This window comes from Thiocapsa sp. (genome assembly GCF_011390875.1).
GTDB lineage: Bacteria > Pseudomonadota > Gammaproteobacteria > Chromatiales > Chromatiaceae > Thiocapsa.
The window spans coordinates 1-21322 of record NZ_JAABRP010000038.1 but is presented as its reverse complement, the minus strand read 5'-3'; the positions used below and the strand labels follow the sequence as shown (position 1 = coordinate 21322).

The following is a 21322-nucleotide window of genomic DNA, read 5'->3' as shown; positions in this document are numbered from 1 at the left end:
CGGCGCGCGGCGATGCGGCGCGCTCGACTCAATTGCGCGACTTGGCGCGCATGTCGAGGCGCATCTCGGGGCGCTTATTGGTACTTCGCAGCGCGCTTGAGCAGCTTCTCCAGGCCGGCCTCTGCCGGGTTCCACGGCGTACCGGGGTGGATGCAGCCAGCGGTGCACTTCTCGGCGGCCTTGACGATGTCCTGGTAGGAGCCGCCCTTGGGATCGATCACCTCGACCTTTTTCTCCGCGTTGTACTTGAAGATCTTAGGATTGATGGTGATGCACTCGTCGCAGGCCGTGCATTCCGGGGTCTCGACCCAAACCGCATCCCAGTCGGTCGCCGCGCCGTTACCCGCACCGTTGCTGCCGGCAGCCACGGCACCGTTGCCGCCGTGGCCGTTGCCGCCAGCGAAGGACGCGATCGCTCCCGCATCACCGCCGGCCATCGCAAGCAGGCTGCTGGTCAGCTTCTGCGCCATCTCGGCCTTGGCCTGATTGCGCACTTGCTCGACGTCGACCTTGTTGAGGTAACCGCAGATCCCGCGCAGCTGGGTCCAGAAGGCACGGCGCTCTTCGCAGGACGCGACCAGCTCTTGGGAGACCAGCACCCGCATCAAGCGATTCTTCGCGTCCACGCCCCAGACGTAGGGGAAGTGTCCGATGCGCGCGTCCTCGTCCATGTCCAGGAACTCGGCCATTGGGATCATGGAGTCGTTCCAGGTCTCGGGAGGGGCCTTGCGGAAGTGTTTACGGAACCGGCCTTCGCTCATCGCGAAGTCCGCAAAGGTGAAGGGGACGGTCATCTCGGCCGGCTCGCCCTTCTCGTCGGTGTACTTCAGCGTCCAGTTGATCCAGTCCTGGTCGATGTTCGGATTGCCCTCGATGGAGCAGCATTCTTCGAAGCTGGTGCCGGCGTCCGGGTCGAAGCGGAACAACGGGTAGGCGCGCGACTCGATGGCCATACGGCTTTGGTGCGTGGACATCTCGTCGCCGATGCCGTGCTCGGGCTGGCAGCTGGTGTAGATGTTGAACAGCGCCGGGTGCCGGGCATTGAGTCCGTCGATGAAGCCTTCGAGCAGGTGCGTCAGGTTGGCGGCCGCACCGTTGAGCACGAAGCTGGTGCGATGGGCCATGCCGATCAGCCCCATCTCTTTGCGGATCTCGGTCTTGCCTTTGCCGACCTTGCCGTAAGGGGCCATGTCGGCGACCTGTCCGATGAAGCCGGAGGTACAGGACTGCCCCCCCGTGTTGGAGTAGACCTGGGTGTCGAGCACCATGATCTTCACGGGGTGCCCGGACATGAGCGCACGCGAGAGGTTCTGGAAGCCGATGTCGTACATGGCCCCGTCGCCGCCGACCGCGACGACCGGCGGACAGAGCAGCCATTCCTCGTCGGAGAAATCCTTCCAGCCGAAGTAGGTCAGGGCCTCGCCGTGCTCGGCCGGGTTGTAGCCGCGCTCGAGCTCGAGGCGCGCCATACGGATCGCCTTGAAGCCCTCGCCCATCTTGCGCATGTGGCCTTCGAACAGACCGAGCGCGATCGAGGGGGAGTCCTGGAAGAGGTGGTTCGACCAGGGGAAGGGATAGGGGTTGAATGGGAAGGTCGCGCCCCAGACCGACGAGCAGCCGGTGGCGTTGACGATGCCCATGGCCGAGCGTGGCTGGCTGGCGGTGTATTGGGACTTGAGATGACGCAGCTTGCCCAGCAGACCCGTGGCCCAGGTCAGCCACTCGGGATCGACCGGCTCGGCGCTGCGATCCTGATCCAGCTCGGCCGAGAGGTCCGACAGCCGCAGGTCTACGTCCTTGTGCGCGTTGACCGCCTTACTGATGGCTGCCGTGTTGCTCAGGTCGATCTTGGCGGCAAGCTTCAACCGGATATGGGTCTCGAGCCGGTTGATCAGGTCGTCGAGCTCGGCGAGATGACGCTTCACACGTCCCTGCATGAGTGCCGAGACAGTCGCCGTAAACAGATGGATCACCGTCTTCTCGCCGCAGCCCATGCAGGAGCCGTCGCCCGAGACCATCGACTCATAGTTCGACTTGTCGAGCAGCAAGGTCTCCAGCGCGCCGATCTTGTCGTCGAGATCATCGATGCGGATGAAGTCCGGATCCGTGGTCGGCAGGTCGAGCCAGAAGTCCCACTTGGCGCGCATCTCCTCGATCGTCTGCGTCGTCTGTGGCTCGGAGACGAGGGCGCCGTCGTCGCAGACCTCGATACACTCGTTGCAGCCCTTGCAGGTGTAGGGGTTGACGGTGATGCTGAAGAGTCCGCCGCTGCCTTTCTGCTTCTTCTCGCGGTTGCTCCAATAGGGCTTGGTTACGGCGAATTGATAGTCGCCGAGAGCCTGCATCATGAGGCCGAATTCATGCTCCATCACGCCCTTCTGCTCGGGCTCGCCCTGATAGGCGGCCAGGGTCTCGAGCACCGCGCGGTCCATTAGCTCGCGCATGTCGGGGGCATCCCCGGCCGCATCGATGAGCTTGCGCAGACGTTTCTCGACGTTGCGGGTCTCGCGGCGCAGATGCTGGGTCGGCATGCCGCGCTCCACCCTTGCGATGGCGGCGGCGAAGATGTCGGAGACCTTGTTGACTAGGCCCGGGATGGCGCTGTCGGGACAGACCGAGAAGCAGTTTCCGCAGGCGGTGCAGTTCTCGGGGACGTACTTCGGGTAGGTGAAGCGGATCTGCGTCATGTCGCGATAGACGCCGCTCGAGGCCGGCATCAGCGACAGGGCCATGTGCGGATCGGCTAGATTGTCGCTGCCGCGACCGCTCGCGTAGAAGGCGCCGGTCTGCTCCCAGAAGCGATGTACGTCGGTAATGCCGCCGTCGCCATCGGGAAGCTGCTTGAGCATAACCGGGAGACCGACCTCCTTGCGGGGCAGGAGCTGACCGCTGATCATGGGTTTGTCGACGATCTCGACGATTTCGTCGAAGCCGCGGCGCACGATGCGCAGGTTGTCCTGCACGACGCGCTCGCCCTTGGCCCCGAACTTCTGGCGGATCTGCTCTTCCATGGCGGCGAAAAGTCCGGCCTCGTCGAGACCCGCCCGCTCCATCAGGGGCGAGGCGGCGAAGAAGGCGCCCTGGAAGGCGTTGCCCTGCATGCGGAACTGCAGCTCCGGATCGGACGCCTCTTCGCGGGCAATCTTGAAGCCGTCGATGTAGTAGACGCGGATCTCGTGCTCGACGATGTATTTGCGCGCGGCAGGCGGGAAACTCGCCCAGACCTGCTCGGGGTTGTCGAGGCTCGCTTGGACGATGAAGCGCCCTCCCCGGTCCAGCCCGGCGAGCGGATTGGAGTGCGTGAAGACGTTCGGGTCCGGGCTCAGGACCACGTCGACATAGGTGTATTCGCAGTTGAGCCGGATCGGCTCGGGTGCGGCGGAGAGGAAATAGGTGGTCGGCTGTCCCTTCTTCTCCGAGCCGTATTTGGGATTGGCGCGGATGTCGAAACCGAGCAAGTCATAGAGGGTCATCGCCAGGTTCTTACCTGTGGTGACCGCGCCCCAGCCGCCGACCGAGTGCATGCGCACGGTGATGGCGCCCTTGGGCAGGAGATTGGGGTTTTCGCTGCCGCGCAGTGCGAGCTCGCCGATGTGCGGATAGGCGTCCTTGAGGGCCTGGATGCGGATCTCGTCTTTCGGATCGAAGGGTTTGCGGATGAAGTCGACCGACAGATAGAAGAATTTCCGGTGCGCGGCGCCGGGGAGCATGTTCTCGATCGCGGCGATCAGGCCCTCGGGCTGTAGATCGCGCGAGCCCAACCCGTAGCAACCCGAATAGAGTCGCGGCATATCGCCCTGACGATAGACGGCGTAGTCCGGATAGGGCAGGCGCTCGCCCTTCTCCACACTGCCGTTCTCCAGACACTTGGTGAGGGATGCGCGGATTTCGCGCATGATCGGCAAATCTTCGGCCAGAGGTTGGTCGGTGCGCTCGAGCACCGCCACGCCCTTTCTGCCCTTGAGGATCTGCCCGATGAGATCGCCCGGGAAAGGCCGATACATGGTGAGATTGACGACGCCGACTTTGAGCTTACGGGTCTCGCGCAGATAGTCCGCGACTGCCTCGGCCTGGGTAAGCATGCTGCCTTGGCCGAGGATGAGATAGTCGGCATCCTCCAGCCGATAGCCGCCGACGCGCTGATAGCGTCGCCCGGTCAGCGCATGGAACTCGTCCATCACCTGCTCGGCAATCGGCTCGATGTGATCGAAGAAATACGGGCGCTGGGCGGCGACGGCCTGCATGTAGGCGTCTTGGTTCTGAACCGAGCCGGATGACACCGGGTTGTCGACGTCCCAAACCATGGGGACGCGGCGGCGAGTCGGCCCGTAGACCAACTTCTGGGCCGGGGTCGGGCAGGTGATGATGTCGTCCGGGCGACCGCAGAACTCGGCGATCAACTCACGCTCGGGAACGAGCAACGGCTCGATCAGATGGGTGGTCAGAAAGCCGTCCTGACCGACCGCGGCGGGCGTCAAGGTCAACTCGGCGATCTTGCGGGCGATCAGGTTCAGGTCGGCAGCCTCTTGGGCGCTCTTGCCGTAGACCTGGGTAAACCCGGTGTCGTCGATGCAGTGATAGTCGTCGTGTGCGCAGTGAACGTTCAGGCTCGACTTGGTGATGGCACGTGCGCCGATGTTGAGCACGTAGGGCAGACGCTTACCGACGGCCGCATAGAGCGACTCGTGCATAAAGGCCACGCCCTGGGCGGAGGAGAAGTTGACCGCGCGCAAGCCGGTCATGGACATGCCGGCGGTCACGGCCGCCGCGGCATGCTCGGATTCGGGCTCGACGAAGATCAGCGGGTTTCCCGACACGTTGAGGTGGCCTTTGGCGACCTCTTCGGACCAATACTCGCCCATCTGGGTCGACGGCGTAATCGGGTAGGCGCCGGCGGCGTCCGAGGCTTCGCGCTCGCACATGATAACGGCGGTATTGCCGTCCATCGCCATGCGTGTGCCGGGATACTTGACCTGCTTCTCGTCCTTATTTCCGAACATGGGCCTTCTCTGTGGTTGACCCGGCGGCCCGGCCGCCGGCGATAAACCGGGGCTCGAGGGCGCGACAGGGTGGATGCTTCGATTCTTCGAACGACTTTGCCGGGCGTGCCGAGTCCGGCGGATGTCGATCCCGGCCGAGGCGTCAAGCCACCGGCAATGCCTCTTTGCGGACCACCTTTTTGGCGTCCTTTCCTTTGAGCATCCGACCGTCAGGTTCGAGCCAAACGATCGCGCCGGTCGGACAGCGCTCGATTGCGACCTTCGAGGCGAGCGCGTTCTTGGTGTAATCCACGACGGCCAGGTTGTCGCGAATTTCGATCAAACCCTCGGGGGAATCTTGCTCACAGCGTCCGCAGGCGGTGCAAACAACATCGCATTCATGCTCGCCCTCGTCTCCCGGGTCCAGGTTCCTGCAGGCAACCCACAGACGATGGCTGATCACATGCAGGCTGAAGAGATCCTTCGGGCAGACGGTGACACAATCACCGCAGGCGGTGCATTTGGAGGCATCGACGATCGGCAAGCCGTGACGGTCGAGTCGGATCGCATCGAAGTCGCAGACTTCGGCGCAATCGCCCATCCCCAGACAGCCCCAGGCGCAACCCTTGCCGCCGCCGGAGACCAAGGCGGCCGCGCGGCAGGATTCGAGACCGCCGTAGGAGGCGCGTAGGAAGGCGACGTGGGCCCCGCCGGCGCACGCGAGCCGCGCCACGCGCTTCTCGTCGGCGCCCAGGTCAACGCCCAGAAAATCGGCGATGAGCTTGTTCATGGCGGCCGAGTTGACGGTACACCGGCCGGGCGCGATCTCGCCCTTGACCAACATCTCGGCGAAGGGTCGACAGCCCGCGGTGCCGCAGGCACCGCAGTTCGCGCGCGGCAGCAGGTCTTCGACCTGATCGATGCGCGGGTCTTCGTAGACGTACAACCGTCGATTCGCCAGGATCAGGATCAGGGCAAGCAGCACCCCGAGTGCGGCCATGAAACCGACAGCGGTAAAGATAGATGCCATAAACAGCTCAAATCAGGCAAAGGTCGGACGCAAGAGTCGGACGAGGACCGCATCATGAACCGAATGAGGTCATGGTTCCCGTGACGCTGGCCTCAGAACCATTCACGCTTGGTTGCGGGCATGGATTGGCTCCGCTAAAGACTCTGCTAATTTTACGGAATTATGATCTATTAATTTTCATAATTCTGTAAATCGTTACTATTGGATATCAATAGAACGCTTTGATCCAGATGTTTTTTTTGATCCAGCGCATGGAAGTCTCGAACTTTTCCGAGTGCTCGCGTCGGCGGCCTTGTTGGTCGCCGCACGAATCGGTCCTCGGCACGGACCAGGCGAAAGGCCCGACAGTGCCGACCGGGCGCAGCTACTCCACGCGCTCGATCACGTCGGTGACCAGGCCGGTCTGCAGCGCATCGGACAACGAGATCAGAAGAATCGTGTTGTTGGGCACGGAGGCGGCAGCGATGGCGACATCCGGGTCGATGCCCATCTCGCGCAAATAGAGGAAGGCGTCGGCGACGTAGCGCTGTCCGCCCTCATGGCTGCTGAACCGCCTCGGGACCTTGCTCTGATGGATCCCGAGCTTCGCATCGGGCGTGACATAGCGTTCGGCGCCTCCGGCAAGCACATCGATGCAGGCCGAGGTGCATACCTGATCGACCGCGGTGCGCAGACCCATGGTGCGCAGGTAGCGTCCGAGCTTGCGCGCCTCGAAGACCGAGCCCCCCGGGCTGTTGATCACCAGGCCGACGACCTTGCGCCGGCGCAGCTCGCCGATGGTCTTCTCTGCGAATCCGTCGGTGATCTCGACGCCGTCGAGGCGTAGCCAATGCATCCGCAAGGTCCCGTCCGGCTCGAACCGAACCAAGGTCGAGGCCATTCCGGTCGCGTCGGAGACTTGCCGACAGGATTCGGTTGCGAAGGCGAGCAGTGCCGGTCCGCGCGAGCCGTACTCGACGACCAGCTGATTGGATCGTTCGATAATCGCATCGACCCGCAGGCCGTATTTGTCGGCGGCGGCAATCACCGCCGAATCGGTCACGGCAACGTCGAGATTCTGTCCGACACGCAGGAGATGACAGGACGCGACCCTGCTCAACCAATCGTCCCGGCTCATGCCTTGCGGGGGGCGGGTCGCGCCGTGGGTGAGGCTTCCGCTCCCGCCGTCGCTGTCATCGGAGGTCGGGTCGGTCATCGGGTCGGGAACGGCGCAGCCGACGAGGGCGGCGATCGAAACGCCGAAAAGGAGATGCGTGAATGTTCGGACCATCGGGCTGTGTTGCCCCCTTCCCATCAGGCCCGGATCCCGATCCCCCGGGCGAGGAGATACGATTTGACGGCCTGAATCGGCACCTCGCGCCGGTGAAAGATCCCCGCGGCCAACGCGGCCTCGACATCCGTCGCCGCGAATACCTCCGCGAAGTGCTCGACACAGCCTGCGCCGCTCGAGGCAATGACCGGAATACCGACTGCCGACCTTACGGCCTGAATCAGCTCGAGATCAAAGCCGGCACCGGTACCGTCGCGGTCGATCGAGTTGAGCAGGATCTCGCCGGCCCCCAGGATCTCGCAGACCCGCGCAAGCTCTACGGCGTCGACGTCGCGTCCTTCCCGCCCGCCCTTGACCGTGCATTGAAACCAACAGTAGCGCTCGCCATCGGGCCCGGGTGTCGCGGTCTCGACCGTGTGATGGTGCGTCTCCTCGGGCGAGCGGACATAGACGCGGCGCGGATCGATGGAGATCACCACCGCCTGGTTGCCGTAGACCCGGGCGATCTGCTCGATGGCCGTACTGCCGTCTTTGGTTCCGCGTTGCAGATAGCCTTCGACGGCCTCGACCGCATCCGAGCCGATGGAGATCTTGTCCGCTCCGGAGCGAAAATAGGCGTCGGCGACGTCCAATGCCGAATAGTCCCTGCCGCGGGCATCGCGAAAGGCGCGGATGCCGCCGCCGATGGTGAGCGGCACGAAGACACGCTCCGAGGTCCGTTCGAGGACCTCGAGCATCGGCTGGTCGGCGAGCGGGAAATCACGGAAGGCGGTGATGTTGAGAAAGGTGATCTCGTCGGCGCCCTCCTCGTAGTAGCGTTGCGCCAGCTCGACCGGCTTGCCGAGATTGCGGACCTCGCCGGCCTCGCGCACGTCGTACTGATCGCCCTTGGTGACGACCAGATCGCCGGCGTCGTTGGTGCGCACATCCAGACAGGCAATGATGCGCTTGGCCAGATGCGTCGGACTGCGATCGCTCGACGGAGTCGTCGTTGGGAGCGGCCGATCGTCGCCGGCAAGGAAGCGTCGCAGCAGCCGTAAACCGGCGTTTGCACTCTTCTCGGGGTGAAACTGAACCGCGGAGATCCGTCCTCGCTCGACGGCGCTCAGAAACGACCGACCGTAGTCCGTCGTGGCGAGCTGCCAGTCCCGATTCTCGGCGGTGGGTTCGGCATAGTAGGAATGCACGAAATAGAGCTTCTCCCCGGCATAGTCGGCGAACAGGGGGGAGTCGCGCTCCACGCGCACGTCGTTCCAACCCATGTGCGGTACAGCGAGCGCGCCCGCATCGAAGCGACGTATGCGGCCCGGGATGATCCCGATTCCGGGCACGTCGGGGGACTCGTCGCTGCCTTCGAAGAGTGCTTGCAGGCCGATGCAGATCCCGAGATAAGGTCGCCCCGCGGCGAGATACTCACGCAATGGCTCCACGTAGCCCAGCGATTGCAATCGCTGCATCGCCGCCCCGAAGGAACCGACGCCGGGGAAGATGAGCCGCTCCGCCTTGAGGATATCCGCCGGGCGCTCGATCTCGGTCAAAGAGAAGCCCAGGGAATGGATGGCATTGCGGAGGCTACGCACATTGCCGGCGCCGTAGTCGAGCAGGGAGATCATGGGTCTGAATCCGAGGCGGTCGTGTTGATATCGGCTACGCAGGTCGCTGGACCCGCCGACGAAACAGCTATCTTAGCGCTATCGGGCGCTCGGATTCAGATTTCTCCGTCCGGGGTGTGGAGCTCGATCCCCTCCGCCGCCACCACGCGTGCCAGCGCGACCTCCATCATGGCACGTGCCTGCGCCGTCGCCGCGTGCAGATAGGCATGCAGGGCCGCATCCTCCGCGTTGCGATCTTCGCATTCGGCGCTGTAGCACTCGAAGGCGTTCAGGGAGAGCACCAAGTCCACCAGGTGATGCGGGCACTCGCAGCGCACGCTCGGCGAGGCGGTGGCGATTCGAAGCAGATCCGCGTCGCTGAAGCGCCGCTGCGGGATCGGCAGCGACAGGTCGAGGGCGGGCTCCTCGGGGGTCTGCGCGGGCGCCCTTGCAAATTCGACTTTGCACCAATGACGCAGCTCCTGCGGATCGACCGGCGCGCGCTTGAGGATCAATCGTCGGGCATCGAGGCGCTCGATCGTGGACCGAGTTGCAAAGCTGTAGACGAGGATCGCGCGGGCCGCGCCGCAGTTTGCGACCAGCTCGCCGATCTCGCGCACTTGGTCGCCTTGAATAGTAGGGTACTCGATCACCGCGATATCGGGTGTCGTCGGCGCAGGCTCTGCCGCGAGAAATTCCCGGCGCGAATCGTAGAGACCCACGATCTGAATATCCCCCGAGATCGGGTCCTCGCGCCGGAAGCGCTCGGCGAGCGACGACCCGATCACCAAGACGCGGCACGGGCGTTCCGGCGCGCCTGTCGGTTCGGGTAGGTCTGTTCCGCGGATTCGCTCGCGCAGTTGATCGAGACTCAGGTTCGCGACACTGCTGATCGCATCGCCCCGATCGACCAAGCGCTTGATGAGGGTCAGACGACTCACGTCGTCCGGCCCGTAGAGACGGGTGCCCGACTCCGAGCGAAGCGGCGCGACGACCCGGTAGCGACGCTCCCAGACGCGCAGCGTATCGGCGGGAACCCCGGTCAGCCGCGATACGGCGCCGATGCGATAGGTGTGACCCGGTAAGGCGGCATCCTGGTCGGTCAATGCGATCTCCTCATGGTGAGCGGGAAACAAGCGTTCATGTTCTGTTTATGTTTTGACCTTGACAAGCTCTAGTGTCGTAGCTAATGTTGAGCTATAAAGTTGGTCATTAGCCGTTCATTCTCATTTTAAGCCTCGAGAAAGATCTCGGCGGCGATGGTGGGTCTGACTCGGGGCACGCCGTCCCTAAAGGCATAGTGGGAGTGTGCGTGCCGCCGTCCAAGTCTTGTCCATGCTTGGGGCGAACACGGCCGAAGCCGGACGCCCGACATCGGTCGCTCGAACCCGGCAAACCAAACGATCCGATCCCTTCCCTTCCATGTCGACAGCCAGGAGAAAACGCCATGCCTCTTCAGCAGACTCGAGCCCTCCGCGACACCTTTGACGTGGACGTCCCGCTGCATCCGGATACCCACTCCTGCGAGGACGTCGCGACGCTGGTTGAGGGGTTCTTGAGGAGCATCGACCGATACCGTCGAGACGCGCAAGGCTTAGCCCAAGGCGACGTGCTTCAAGCCCTGTCGATCGTGACCGCGGTGCAGATGGCCAAGGGCGAGGCCGCCGAACGTTACGGATCCGGCATGCAGATCACGTTGCGAGATCTGTCGGTCGCGGGGAATTCGGCGCGCGGCTAAACAGCGGCGATCGACCCCGTCCATCCGAACCGTTCGGACAACGCGGGCCGATCCGTCTCGTGGCGCCGCCGTGGAACCTTCGGCGGGAATCGGCTGCTGCCGAAACCCGTCCGGTCGAACGGAAAACCGAGACCTGTGCTTGGATCTGAAGTAGCATTGCGTCCCAATTGACGCCGGCTCTCGGCCCAAACCCTCCGTCACGTAATCCGGGGACTGCATGCAACAGACCTCTACCGCCCTCATGCTTGCCGCGACACTCGCCTTGCCGATGGCCTCGCCTGTCGTCTGCGCAGACGAGACCCTGCATCTCTACAACTGGAGCGATTACGTCGCCGAGGACACGCTCTCCGGATTCGCGTCCGAGACCGGGATCAAACCGCGCTTGGATGTCTACGATTCCAACGAGGTGCTCGAGGCGAAGCTCTTCGCCGGGCGCAGCGGGTACGATCTGGTCTTTCCGACCGCGCGACCCTTTGCCGCGCGCCATGTGAAGGCCGACCTGTATCTTCCGCTGGACAAGTCCAAGCTCCCGGGGTTGGACCGACTCGATCCGACGATCGTGAGTCAACTGGCGAACATCGATCCCGACAACGCGCACCTGGTGCCCTACATGTGGGGAACCTCCGGCTTGGGCATCAATCGCGACAAGGTCCAGGCCGCCTTGGGCGAGACCGCCGACCTCGACACCTGGGCGCTGATCTTCGATCCGGAGACGGCAGCCAAGCTCGGCGGGTGCGGGATCAGCCTGTTGGACGACCCCACCGAGGTCTTCTCCGCCGCCCTCGCCTACCTGGGTAAGGATCCGAACAGCCTCGACAAGGCCGATCTCGACGCCGCCTCGGCGTTGATCAAGGCGATCTACCCGCATGTGCGCTATTTTCACTCCTCGCAGTACATGAGCGATCTGGCCAACGGCGATCTCTGCGTCGCCATGGGCTACTCCGGCGACGTCTTCCAAGCGCAGTCGCGCGCCGACGAGGCCGGCAAGGGCGTGATCGTCGACTATGTCATCCCGCGCGAAGGGGCGGCGGTCTGGACCGACGTGATGGCGATCCCGAAGGATGCGCCCAACCCGTCCGCCGCGCATGCCTTCATCGCCTACATGTTGCAGCCGGCCGCCATCGCCGCGGTCTCCAACGAGGTCTATTACGCCAATCCCAACCTCGCCGCCACGCCGCTCTTGGATGAGTCGGTGCGGGAGGATCCGGCGATCTATCCGCCGGCCGAGGTCAAGGCGCGTCTGTTCGTGCCCTCCGAGCGCAGCGACCGAGAGATCCGCGATCTCAACCGTTTCTGGACGCGCCTCAAGGCGAATCGCTGACCGGAATCGGAGTCCTCGCCGATGGCTACGCTCGCCGAGCGCCGTTCGCTCGAGCCTTGGCAGGACCCCAAGGCAGTACCCTACCTGCGCATCGACCGTGTCACCAAGAAGTTCGGTGACGTCTACGCCGTCGATGACGTGAGTCTCGAGATCTTTCAGGGCGAGTTCTTCTCGCTGCTCGGCAGCTCCGGCTGCGGCAAGTCCACGCTGCTGCGCATGCTCGCCGGGCTCGAGTATCCGAGCAGCGGACGCATCTTTATCGACGGCGTGGACGTCACGGATGTGCCGGCCTACTCGCGGCCGGTCAATATGATGTTCCAGTCCTACGCACTCTTTCCGCACATGAGCGTGGAGCAGAACGTCGAGTTCGGGCTCAAACAGGATCGGCTGTCTAAGCGCGAGCGCAGCGAGCGTGTCGGCGAGATGCTCGAGCTGCTGAAGATCACCGAGCTGCGTAAACGTCGGCCCGATCAGCTCTCGGGCGGACAGCGCCAGCGCGTCGCACTTGCCCGCAGTCTGGCCAAACACCCGAAGCTGCTGCTGCTCGACGAGCCGCTCGGCGCACTCGACAAGCGCCTGCGCGAGAGCACCCAGTTCGAGCTGGTGAACCTGCAGGAGCGTCTCGGCATCACCTTCGTGACCGTCACGCACGATCAGGAAGAGGCCATGACCATGTCCACGCGCATCGCCGTCATGGATGCCGGTCAGATCATGCAGGTCGACACCCCGACCGCAATCTACGAGTTCCCGACCTGTCGCTTGGTGGCCGAGTTCATCGGCTCGATCAACCTGTTCGACGGCAAGGTGGTCGCCACCGAGGGCGACGAGGTGCTGGTCGAGACACGCGTCGGCCGACCCATGCGGATGCGCGCCTTCCATCCGATGGTGCTCGGCACCCCGGTGACGGTCGCGGTCCGACCGGAGAAGATGCGGCTCTGTACGGACTTCCGAGAGGACGGCGTCAATCAGCTTAAGGGCCGCGTCGAGGACATCGCCTATCTCGGAGACGTGTCCATCTATCGCATTCGCGTCGGCGACGGGGCCTTGGTCGAGATGACGCTGACCAACGTCCAACCGCGCACCGAGCAGGCGCTGACCTGGGAGCAGGAAGTCGCCATCGAGTGGTCGCCGACCAGCGGCGTGGTCTTGACCGAGTAGGCGATCCGGTCCGAGATTGGCCCGTAACCGAGCTGAACAATGCCTGCACCGCCTCCCAATATATCCGTCCGGAACCGTCGTACGAGCCGACTGGTCAACATCGGAATCCCCTATTTTTGGCTGGGGCTCTTCTTTCTGCTGCCTTTCGTCATCGTGCTGCAGATCAGCGTGGCCGAACCGGCGCTCGCGCAACCGCCCTACACCGCACTCTGGCAATGGGTCGACGAGGGTCTGCTGCGTATCGAGATCAATCTGCGCAACTTCATGATGGTTGCGCAGGACGACCTCTATCTGAGCGCCTTGCTCAATTCGCTTCAGGTCGCCTTCATCTGCACCCTGCTCTGCCTGCTGCTGGGTTATCCGATGGCCTATGCCATCGCGACTTCACCCGAACGTTGGCGGATCATCCTGCTGATGCTGATCGTCCTGCCATTCTGGACATCCTTCCTGATCCGCGTCTATGCCTGGATCGGAATCCTCAAGTCCAACGGCCTGCTCAACGATCTTCTGCTCTGGTCGGGTCTGATCGACACGCCGTTGGCGATCCTCCACACCCAGACCGCCATCTATATCGGCGTCGTCTACTCCTATCTACCCTTCATGATCCTGCCGCTCTACGCCAATCTCACGCGGCTCGACCTGAGCCTGCTCGAGGCCGCGGCGGATCTCGGCTGCCGACCCATGCGGGCCTTTCTGCGGGTCACGCTGCCGCTCTCGATGGCCGGAATCGTCGCCGGGAGCATGTTGGTGTTCATCCCGGTCGTGGGCGAATTCGTGATCCCGGATCTGCTCGGCGGACCCGATAGCCTCATGGTCGGCAAGCTGCTCTGGACCGAATTCTTCTCCAACAAGGATTGGCCGCTCGCCTCGGCGCTGGCGATCATGCTGCTTGCGCTGCTGGTCGTGCCTTTCGTGATGATGCAGCGGCTGCAACAGCGCATGGAGGGCAGCCGCCCGTGAGACGTCGCCGCTGGCCCCTGCTGACCGTGCTCGCCTTCGGCTATGCCTTTTTGTATGTGCCGATCCTGCTGCTGATCATCTATTCATTCAACGAGTCGCGCTTGGTGACCGTTTGGACTGGATTTTCGACCAAGTGGTATGTCGAGCTCTTTCGCAACGAGCAACTTCTGGATGCCGCGTGGCTAAGCGTGCGCATCGCCGCCGTGAACGCGACCCTGGCGGTCGTGCTCGGGACGCTGGCCGCCAACGCCTTGGTGCGCCATCGTAACTTTCGCGGACGCACCGGGTTCGAGCTGCTTCTCACCGCCCCGCTGGTGATGCCGGATGTGATCATCGGGCTTTCACTGCTTCTGCTCTTCGTCGCGATGCAGGAAACGATCGGCTGGCCCGACGGTCGCGGCTTCACGACCATCACCATCGCCCACGTCACCTTCAGCATGGCCTACGTCGCCGTAGTGGTGCGCGCGCGCCTCTCACAGATGGACCGCTCGCTCGAGGAGGCGGCCATGGATCTGGGCGCCCGCCCGCTTCGCGTCTATCTCACGATCACGCTTCCGCTGATCGCGCCTGCCCTGCTCTCGGGTTGGTTGCTCGCCTTCACGCTCTCGCTCGACGACCTAGTCATCGCCAGCTTCGTTGCCGGTCCCGGCTCGACGACGCTGCCGATGGTGATCTATTCGAGCGTGCGAATGGGGGTCTCCCCGCAGATCAACGCCCTGGCGACCATCATCGTCGCGGTCGTCACACTGGCGGTCGTGATCGCGGGAATCTCGATGCGCCGAGGCCGCGAGGCCCGGTAGGTTGGTTGTTAAGCCTCGTCCAGAGCGAGATGCTCATTTTCGAGTGAGCTCGACGTTTGGTGCATCCACAACCCTTGGCGAGGACGCGGCTTAACCCGGCTGCTCGCCAAGCCGCCCGTTCGGTCCGCCGGAAACGCGTGCGATCATGCGCTTGAGCCAAAGGCTTTCGGGGAGCAGCACCAGATAGACGACGCCGAGGATCAAGACCTGGTACCAGAAGCTCGTCAACCAGACCGGGGTGACGCCGGTCGCGAGCCAATTCTCTGCCAGTCGCTGCAGGTTGAAGAAGCTGAAATAGGCCAGGAAAGCGAGGAAAAGCCGGCCCGAGCTGCGCTCCCGGGGAGAGAGCGCCACCAGCGGAATTGCGACGATGGTGAGCACGAGGATCGCCAAAGGCGCTGCCAACCTATGCTCGAGCTCGGCACGGTCGGCAAGCTCATGTGATGCCAGGAGGTCGCGCGTCGGTGTGGTGGAGCGCTTGGAAATCACGCCCTGCGCGGGGCCTGACGAGCGGATGCGGATCCGATACTCCTCGAACTCTCCGATCATGAAGGCGGCCGAGCCCGGATCGCCGTCGAAACGGTGACCGCGCGACAGGGTGACGATATGGTCGCCCGTGTTCTCCTCGATCCGATGCTGTCCGCCTTGACTCACCACCAACCGGGCGACATCGTCGCGACGGTCGATGATAAAGACATCGCCGAGCGACTGCCGGCGGTCGATGTCGCCGATGTAGAGCACCAGCTCCCCGCGTTCCTCGAGATAGAACCGCCCGGGTTGAAGCCCCGCGATCTGCGCGGCCTGCTCCTTTTGCTGCATCCGGATCTGATGGATCCCCGTCGCCGCCCAGGGCTGCAGGCTCAAGGAGATCCAGGCAGTCACCATGGCGACGGTCACGGCAAGAAGGAGCAACGCACCCAACACCCGTCGTGGACCGATGCCGCAAGCACTCATGGCGATCAGCTCGCTGTCGCGGGAGAATCGGCTCAAGGTCACCAGCAGCGCCAGGAAAAAGGCGGGCGGCAGCAGGTTCGGCATATCGCGCACGACCTGAAAAGCAAGAAACTTGATCACCAGGTGCGCGCTCAGCGCCCCGACGTTGACCTCCTCGAGCGTGCGCAGAAAGAGCATGCTCGCGACGACCAGCACCAAGATCGCCACAATGGCAGAGAAGACCTTGGCCGCTTCCAAGAGCAGATAGCGATCGACGATACCGAGCATGAGCTTCTCTAAGGCGTCATCCAGAGGTCATTAGGGGGTCATCGGGCAGGGCGATACTCGGACTTTGTTCCTGGCGAGGGTAGGCAGGTCCCGATGGAAAAATTTGCAGATGTGCTCGATCACGCGCAGGCCCACATGGAACGTGAAACGGAGCTGCGAATTGCGGCGATCCGCAGGCACTCGCACACGGGGCATGGTCGCGAGCTTTGTATCGATTGCGGCGATCGGATCCCGCCGAATCGCCGCCGACATGTCCCGAACGCGAGACGTTGCGCCTCATGCCAGGCCGCGGAAGAGTCCAAGCGGGCACCGATCCCGCGGGGCGCCTGAGCAGCCGCCCGAACGCCTTCACGGCGTGCCGGCACGTGGGGGATGATCGGCATCCTCCAACGCTTTGGAGGCAACCTCGAAGGTGTCGCTCGAGATCTCCTCGGCCGCGAGAATGCGCTCGATCTCTGCGCGCATGAGCGCTTGGCGACCCGTGTCGTATCGGCGCCAACGGATGAGCGCCTTGAGAAGCCGTGCCGCGATCTGCGGATTGAGCGGATCCAGCGCCAGCACCTGGTCGGCGAGGAATCGATATCCGCCGCCGTCGCGGGCATGGAAGCGGGCCGGGTTGGCGGTGCAAAAGGCACCGACGAGGCTGCGCACCCGATTTGGGTTGCGCAGCGAAAAGTCCGGGTGCTTAAGGAGGTCGACCACGACACCCAGGGTCCCCTCGCGGCTGCTGGTCGCCTGGACACTGAACCATTTATCGATCACCAGCGGCTCCCTGGACCAGCGCCGGTAAAACGCCTCGAGTGCGGGCGGGCCTTGCTCGCCGCCGTGATCCACGAGCAGACGCAGCGCGGCGATCGCGTCCGTCATGTTTCCGGCATCGGCAAACTGTGTTTGACAGAGCGCAAGACCCCGCGTGTTGCCTGCAGCCATGAGGTAGCTCAGGGCGAGGTTCTTGAGCGCACGCCGGCCGATCGCATCGGGTGTCGGTTCATAGTGATCGGCATCGGCGTTATCGCGATAGACAACTGATAACTCTTCGGCGAGACGCTCGCCGAGCATGCAGGCAAGCGCCGTGCGTGCCCGGTGAATCCCCTCCACATCGACGGTCTCCATCTGGTCTCCGAGAAACGACTCGGAGGGCAGCGTCAGCACCTCGGCCAACAATGCCTTGTCGGTCTCGGGATCCGAGAGCGCGCCGCGAAAAGCCTCGATGAAACGCCCGGGAACCCCGGCCGCAGGATCCGCCGTCATGGTCGACAAAACACGCTGCATCAGGGTGCGCGCGGCATTCCAGCGGGAGTAACCATCGCTGTCGTGACGCAGGAGAAGGAGCAGGTCCTCGTCGTCGTAGTCGAACCTCGGCTTCACCGGAGCGGAGAATCCACGCAGCAGAGACGGCACCGGCCGCACGGGAACATCCACGAAGCACAGACGAGTCTCCCAATTGCGCAGCTCCAGGATGCGCGTCCCCGGATCCCCTGCGTTCGGCTCGCCCTCGAGGCGCAGCGCCATCTCCTGTCCGTGCGGATCCAGCAGTGCAATCGCCAGCGGCAGATGCAGCGGATCCTTCTCGGGCTCACCCGGTGTCGGTGCGATCTCTTGGCGAATCAGGAGGCTGTAGGTCCCACGCTCAGCATCGTACGTGGCCTCGATGTGCAGACAGGGGGTCCCTGCTTGTGAGTACCAGCGACGAAACTGCATGAGGTCGCGCCCGCTCGCATCCTCCATGCAGCTGACGAAATCATCAGTCGTGACGGCCTGACCGTCATGACGCGTGAAATACAGATCGGTGGCCTTTCGGAACAGCTCCGGGCCGAGCAATGACGCCTGCATCCGCACCAGCTCGGCGCCCTTATTGTAGACGGTCGCGGTGTAGAAATTATTGATCTCGACATAGGAGTCGGGACGCACCGGATGCGCCATCGGGCCGTTGTCCTCGGGGAACTGATGGGCTTGAAGCAGGCGTACGTCGGCAACGCGCTTCACGCCGCGCGAACCGACATCGGCCGAAAACTCCTGATCGCGATAGACGGTGAAGCCTTCCTTTAGACTGAGCTGAAACCAGTCGCGGCAGGTGATGCGATTGCCGCTCCAGTTGTGGAAATACTCGTGCGCGATGACGCCCTCGATGCCCTGAAAATCGTCGTCCGTGGCGGTGTCGGCGCGCGCCAGCACGAACTTGTCGTTGAAGACGTTGAGACCTTTGTTCTCCATGGCGCCCATGTTGAAGTGACTCACCGCCACAATCATGTAGACGTCGAGATCGTACTCCCGACCGAAGCGCTCCTCGTCCCACCGCATCGCCTTTTTGAGCGACCGCATCGCGTGGTCGCATCGGTCCAGATTGTGAGGCTCGACGAAGATCTGCAGGGCCACATCGCGGCCGGATGCAGTCGTGAAGCGATCTTCAATCGCACTCAGATCGCCTGCGATCAGCGCGAAGAGGTAACTGGGCTTGGGGAAGGGGTCCTCCCAGGAGACCAGATGTCGGCCGTCGCCGAGCAGGCGCTCCTCGACCCGATTGCCGTTGGACAGGAGCACCGGGAAGCGCTCGCGACCGGCGACGAGTGTGGTTCGATAGCGGGCCATCACATCGGGGCGATCCAGAAAATAGGTGATGCGCCGGAAGCCCTCAGCCTCGCACTGCGTGCAGAGCATGTCGCCGGATTGGTAAAGCCCCTCGAGGGCGGTGTTGAGGTTCGGATGGATACGAACGCGCGTCTCAAGCCGAAAACGGTCCGGCACCCGGTGCAGGGTAAGCGAATCGGGATCCACGCGGTACTCGGCGGGCGAGAGCCTGTGCCCGTCGATCGCAACCTCCTCCAGGTCCAGTTGCTCGCCGTCGAGCCTGAGCGAGCCGTCGCCGCGGGTTGCCGCCGGATTCCTGCGGACCTGCAAAATGGCCTCGACGCGGGTGCGATCCGGATCCAGCTCGAATCTGAGATCGACATGGTCGATCAGAAACTCGGGCGGGCGATAGTCTCTGCGATGGATCGGGTGCGGCGTGTCGCGGTACATGGTGATCCTGCTCCAGGTTCAAGGTCGGGTTGACGGCCGGTACCCCGGACGGCGAAGCTTCGCCATCATCTACAAACCGTCGTTGAACGTCCACCGCCTTTAAGGTGAAGACCGCGATGCCTCAAATCACCATCTACAGCACGATGATTTGCCCCTACTGCTCCCGCGCCCGGCACTTGCTCCAGCGCAAGGGTGTCGACTTCGAGGAGATCTCGGTCGACCGTGATCGCGAACAGATGGCAATCATGCGCCGGCGCAGCCGCCGGCACACGGTGCCTCAGATCTTCATCGACGATCGCCATATCGGCGGATACGACGATCTTGCGATGCTCGATGCACGCGGCGAGCTCGACCCCTTGCTTGCCCCTGTTGATCCGCAAGGGGTCGATGCGCGAGGCGCCGATGAGTGAGGGCACCGGCTCGCCGCAGAGCGTTCGTCTGGACAAATGGCTTTGGGCGGCACGCTTCTTCAAGACCCGCCATCTCGCCGTCGAGGCGATCAACGGCGGCAAGATCAAGGTCAACGCTCTACGCGCCAAGCCGGCGCGGCCGATCGCGATCGGAAACCGTATCGAGATCCAAAAAGGCGGTCTCGTCTGGGATATCGAGGTTCTCGGCCTGAGCAAGCAACGTCGCTCGGCCAGTGAAGCGGCCTTGCTCTACAGCGAGGACGAGGCGAGTCTACTCAAGCGCCAGGAGATCGTGCGCGAGCGCCGCGACACCGGCGTCGGTGCGGGTGACTCCGGTCGCCCCACCAAGCGCGATCGCCGCCTGATTCAGCGTTTCAAGATTCCTAACGATTCAGGGAGTTGACAGCCACGTGGACAGCGATGCCTTTCGTCGAACCTACCGCGCCATCAACGAGCGCTATTGCGTGTTTGAAAAAGGCATCCTGACCCATCAGTGCAACTGCTCGGAGGCCGAGAAGTTCTGTATCGCCGAGCGCGAAGGCGTGCATTGCGGCTCCGACGAGGCACAGGAGACCTGCATCGCCCTGCTCGATCTCCTGCGGTCACAGGCCAGGTTCGCGCTCAAGACCAACGAGCAACAGCGCACCTTGCCGCACGCAAAGGCGATGAGGCTTCAGATCGGCGGTCTGCGGGGGATCGCCGTGGCACTCGATCCCGAGGCCCCTGCCCCCGCCGAGATCGCTGACGTGCGTGCCCTGCTCCTCGCCGCCATCGCCCGTTTCGGCGCCCTCGAGCATCTGCCCTTTCCGCAGATCATGCAGCAGATCGCAGCCTACCGAGCGCGCCGAAGGCGCAGAGGATCCGACACCCCCCGATAAAAACCAAAAAAACAGAAACGTAGGATGGGTAGAGCGAAGCGAAACCCATCCTCCCCGCTCCGACGCTCAGGCAAGAATGCCCGTAGAGCGAAGCGAAACCCATCCTCCCCGCTCCGACGCTCAGGCAAGAATGCCCGTAGAGCGAAGCGAAACCCATCCTCCCCGCTCCGACCCCAGGCATGTTTGTACCGAGCCGTGCGAGGCACAACCAACCGTCGGCGATTGCTCGGGCGTCGGCGCAGGTCGGTTTCGCTGCGCTCTACCCATCCTACGACGCAACCCTTACCAAGCGCTCCGAGGCGTCTTGTTGAGGCTCGCTCGTCCCAAACAACAGGACATGCGTCCCGACAGGCGTGCGATCGAACAGCTCGATCAACTCGGGACCACGCATGCGGATGCATCCATGAGAGCGCGCAACGCCCATCGGCTCGGTCTCGGGGCAACCGTGGATATAGATGAACCGCCGCAGGGTATCGACGCAGCCGCCGCGGTTGCGGCCCGACTCGCACCCGGTCAACCAAAGGATCCGGGTCAGGATCCAATCGCGCCCCGGATGCTCCGCGGCGAACGCACTGTCGTAAATCTCGCCGGTCGGTCGACGCCCGCGGAAGACCGTCCCGATCGGGCATCCCTCGCCGATGCGGATCCGCACCCGGTGCAAACCGCGGGGCGTGCATCCGCTGCCATGCTGCTCCCCCACACCCTTAAGCCCGGTCGATACCCGATACTCGCCGAGTCGCCGCGCACCCTCGTAGAGACCAACACTCTGGCGGTCCATATCGACCAGGATGTGTCTGAAACGCCACCACATGTCGTCGTTACGCTGCACCCTCTTCACCAACGGCAAAACGGATGACGCGCCAGGTTCGAGTTGTAGTAGCGCGGATCGTCGGACACCTCTGCCCCGGCCCAATCCGGCAGCTCGAACGTCTCCTCCTCGGACGTCA

At 63.5% G+C, this 21322-nt stretch carries 17 protein-coding genes and 1 pseudogene; 9 read left to right on the top strand and 9 right to left on the bottom strand.

All coding sequences use genetic code 11. The features are described from left to right. Nucleotides 1–74: 74 nt before the first annotated feature. From GPT33_RS04760 to GPT33_RS04740, 5 genes are all read right to left on the bottom strand, one after another. Nucleotides 75–5000 carry a 2-oxoacid:acceptor oxidoreductase family protein gene (locus GPT33_RS04760; protein WP_296806177.1) on the bottom strand — a complete coding sequence of 1642 codons (4926 nt, stop codon included), beginning with the start codon at nucleotides 4998–5000 and terminating at the stop codon, nucleotides 75–77. 142 nt (nucleotides 5001–5142) lie between these two features. Further along, a complete protein-coding gene (locus tag GPT33_RS04755) occupies nucleotides 5143–6009 on the bottom strand; it encodes a (Fe-S)-binding protein (RefSeq protein ID WP_296806176.1) in 867 nt (288 codons plus the stop codon). Nucleotides 6010–6373: 364 nt separating this feature from the next. Next, nucleotides 6374–7279, bottom strand: coding sequence for a hypothetical protein (locus tag GPT33_RS04750; protein ID WP_296806175.1), 906 nt, complete (start codon nucleotides 7277–7279; stop codon nucleotides 6374–6376). Between the two features lie 23 nt (nucleotides 7280–7302). After that, nucleotides 7303–8892, bottom strand: a complete 1590-nt coding sequence (gene hisF / locus GPT33_RS04745; RefSeq protein ID WP_296806174.1) for an imidazole glycerol phosphate synthase subunit HisF — start codon at nucleotides 8890–8892, stop codon at nucleotides 7303–7305. A 95-nt stretch (nucleotides 8893–8987) separates the two neighbouring features. Next, nucleotides 8988–9977: a MerR family transcriptional regulator gene (locus GPT33_RS04740; protein ID WP_296806173.1), complete on the bottom strand. Its 990-nt coding sequence runs from the start codon at nucleotides 9975–9977 to the stop codon at nucleotides 8988–8990. Nucleotides 9978–10318: 341 nt separating this feature from the next. On the opposite strand from GPT33_RS04740, the gene GPT33_RS04735 reads away from it, so the two are divergent. From GPT33_RS04735 to GPT33_RS04715, 5 genes are all read left to right on the top strand, one after another. Beyond that, nucleotides 10319–10609 (top strand): hypothetical protein, encoded by a 291-nt coding sequence (locus GPT33_RS04735; RefSeq protein ID WP_296806172.1) that lies wholly within the window; start codon nucleotides 10319–10321, stop codon nucleotides 10607–10609. Between the two features lie 217 nt (nucleotides 10610–10826). After that, nucleotides 10827–11930, top strand: a complete 1104-nt coding sequence (locus GPT33_RS04730) for a polyamine ABC transporter substrate-binding protein (RefSeq protein WP_296806171.1) — start codon at nucleotides 10827–10829, stop codon at nucleotides 11928–11930. 21 nt (nucleotides 11931–11951) lie between these two features. Next, nucleotides 11952–13088, top strand: coding sequence for a polyamine ABC transporter ATP-binding protein (gene potA / locus GPT33_RS04725; RefSeq protein WP_296806170.1), 1137 nt, complete (start codon nucleotides 11952–11954; stop codon nucleotides 13086–13088). A gap of 39 nt (nucleotides 13089–13127) precedes the next feature. Further along, nucleotides 13128–14048 carry an ABC transporter permease subunit gene (locus tag GPT33_RS04720; RefSeq protein ID WP_296806169.1) on the top strand — a complete coding sequence of 307 codons (921 nt, stop codon included), beginning with the start codon at nucleotides 13128–13130 and terminating at the stop codon, nucleotides 14046–14048. Then, nucleotides 14045–14848 carry an ABC transporter permease subunit gene (locus GPT33_RS04715; protein ID WP_296806168.1) on the top strand — a complete coding sequence of 268 codons (804 nt, stop codon included), beginning with the start codon at nucleotides 14045–14047 and terminating at the stop codon, nucleotides 14846–14848. Before GPT33_RS04720 ends, GPT33_RS04715 begins: the two co-directional genes overlap by 4 nt. Before the next feature lie 90 nt (nucleotides 14849–14938). Here the strand turns inward: GPT33_RS04715 and lptF are convergent, their stop codons facing one another. Continuing rightward, a complete protein-coding gene (lptF, locus tag GPT33_RS04710) occupies nucleotides 14939–16069 on the bottom strand; it encodes an LPS export ABC transporter permease LptF (protein WP_296806167.1) in 1131 nt (376 codons plus the stop codon). Between the two features lie 93 nt (nucleotides 16070–16162). On the opposite strand from lptF, the gene GPT33_RS04705 reads away from it, so the two are divergent. Beyond that, on the top strand, nucleotides 16163–16399 hold the full coding sequence (locus GPT33_RS04705; protein ID WP_363929023.1) for a TraR/DksA C4-type zinc finger protein: 237 nt from the start codon (nucleotides 16163–16165) through the stop codon (nucleotides 16397–16399). An 18-nt stretch (nucleotides 16400–16417) separates the two neighbouring features. On the opposite strand, the gene pepN is transcribed toward GPT33_RS04705, so the two are convergent. Beyond that, nucleotides 16418–19087 (bottom strand): aminopeptidase N, encoded by a 2670-nt coding sequence (gene pepN, locus GPT33_RS04700; RefSeq protein ID WP_296806166.1) that lies wholly within the window; start codon nucleotides 19085–19087, stop codon nucleotides 16418–16420. A 116-nt stretch (nucleotides 19088–19203) separates the two neighbouring features. On the opposite strand from pepN, the gene grxC reads away from it, so the two are divergent. Genes grxC through GPT33_RS04685 form a run of 3 tightly spaced genes read left to right on the top strand, consistent with a single transcriptional unit; the run spans nucleotide 19204 to nucleotide 20375 of the window. Further along, on the top strand, nucleotides 19204–19497 hold the full coding sequence (gene grxC / locus GPT33_RS04695; protein WP_296806165.1) for a glutaredoxin 3: 294 nt from the start codon (nucleotides 19204–19206) through the stop codon (nucleotides 19495–19497). Continuing rightward, entirely contained in the window at nucleotides 19490–19900 is a 411-nt protein-coding gene (locus tag GPT33_RS04690) for a S4 domain-containing protein (RefSeq protein ID WP_296806164.1), read from the top strand. The genes grxC and GPT33_RS04690 overlap by 8 nt, the downstream gene beginning before the upstream one ends. Nucleotides 19901–19907: 7 nt before the next feature. Next, entirely contained in the window at nucleotides 19908–20375 is a 468-nt protein-coding gene (locus tag GPT33_RS04685) for a hypothetical protein (protein WP_296806163.1), read from the top strand. A 268-nt stretch (nucleotides 20376–20643) separates the two neighbouring features. Here GPT33_RS04685 and GPT33_RS04680 read toward each other — a convergent pair whose 3' ends face one another. After that, a complete protein-coding gene (locus GPT33_RS04680; RefSeq protein WP_296806191.1) occupies nucleotides 20644–21186 on the bottom strand; it encodes a L,D-transpeptidase in 543 nt (180 codons plus the stop codon). A gap of 23 nt (nucleotides 21187–21209) precedes the next feature. Continuing rightward, a pseudogene (locus tag GPT33_RS04675) lies at nucleotides 21210–21322 on the bottom strand (adenylate cyclase); the annotation flags it as partial.

Coding starts and splice junctions, on each gene's coding strand:
- GPT33_RS04760 (WP_296806177.1), bottom strand. CDS start 5,000: ATGTTCGGAAATAAGGACGAGAAGCAGGTCAAGTATCCCGGCACACGC.
- GPT33_RS04755 (WP_296806176.1), bottom strand. CDS start 6,009: ATGGCATCTATCTTTACCGCTGTCGGTTTCATGGCCGCACTCGGGGTG.
- GPT33_RS04750 (WP_296806175.1), bottom strand. CDS start 7,279: ATGGTCCGAACATTCACGCATCTCCTTTTCGGCGTTTCGATCGCCGCC.
- hisF (WP_296806174.1), bottom strand. CDS start 8,892: ATGATCTCCCTGCTCGACTACGGCGCCGGCAATGTGCGTAGCCTCCGC.
- GPT33_RS04735 (WP_296806172.1), top strand. CDS start 10,319: ATGCCTCTTCAGCAGACTCGAGCCCTCCGCGACACCTTTGACGTGGAC.
- GPT33_RS04730 (WP_296806171.1), top strand. CDS start 10,827: ATGCAACAGACCTCTACCGCCCTCATGCTTGCCGCGACACTCGCCTTG.
- potA (WP_296806170.1), top strand. CDS start 11,952: ATGGCTACGCTCGCCGAGCGCCGTTCGCTCGAGCCTTGGCAGGACCCC.
- GPT33_RS04720 (WP_296806169.1), top strand. CDS start 13,128: ATGCCTGCACCGCCTCCCAATATATCCGTCCGGAACCGTCGTACGAGC.
- lptF (WP_296806167.1), bottom strand. CDS start 16,069: ATGCTCGGTATCGTCGATCGCTATCTGCTCTTGGAAGCGGCCAAGGTC.
- GPT33_RS04705 (WP_363929023.1), top strand. CDS start 16,163: ATGGAAAAATTTGCAGATGTGCTCGATCACGCGCAGGCCCACATGGAA.
- pepN (WP_296806166.1), bottom strand. CDS start 19,087: ATGTACCGCGACACGCCGCACCCGATCCATCGCAGAGACTATCGCCCG.
- grxC (WP_296806165.1), top strand. CDS start 19,204: ATGCCTCAAATCACCATCTACAGCACGATGATTTGCCCCTACTGCTCC.
- GPT33_RS04690 (WP_296806164.1), top strand. CDS start 19,490: ATGAGTGAGGGCACCGGCTCGCCGCAGAGCGTTCGTCTGGACAAATGG.
- GPT33_RS04680 (WP_296806191.1), bottom strand. CDS start 21,186: ATGTGGTGGCGTTTCAGACACATCCTGGTCGATATGGACCGCCAGAGT.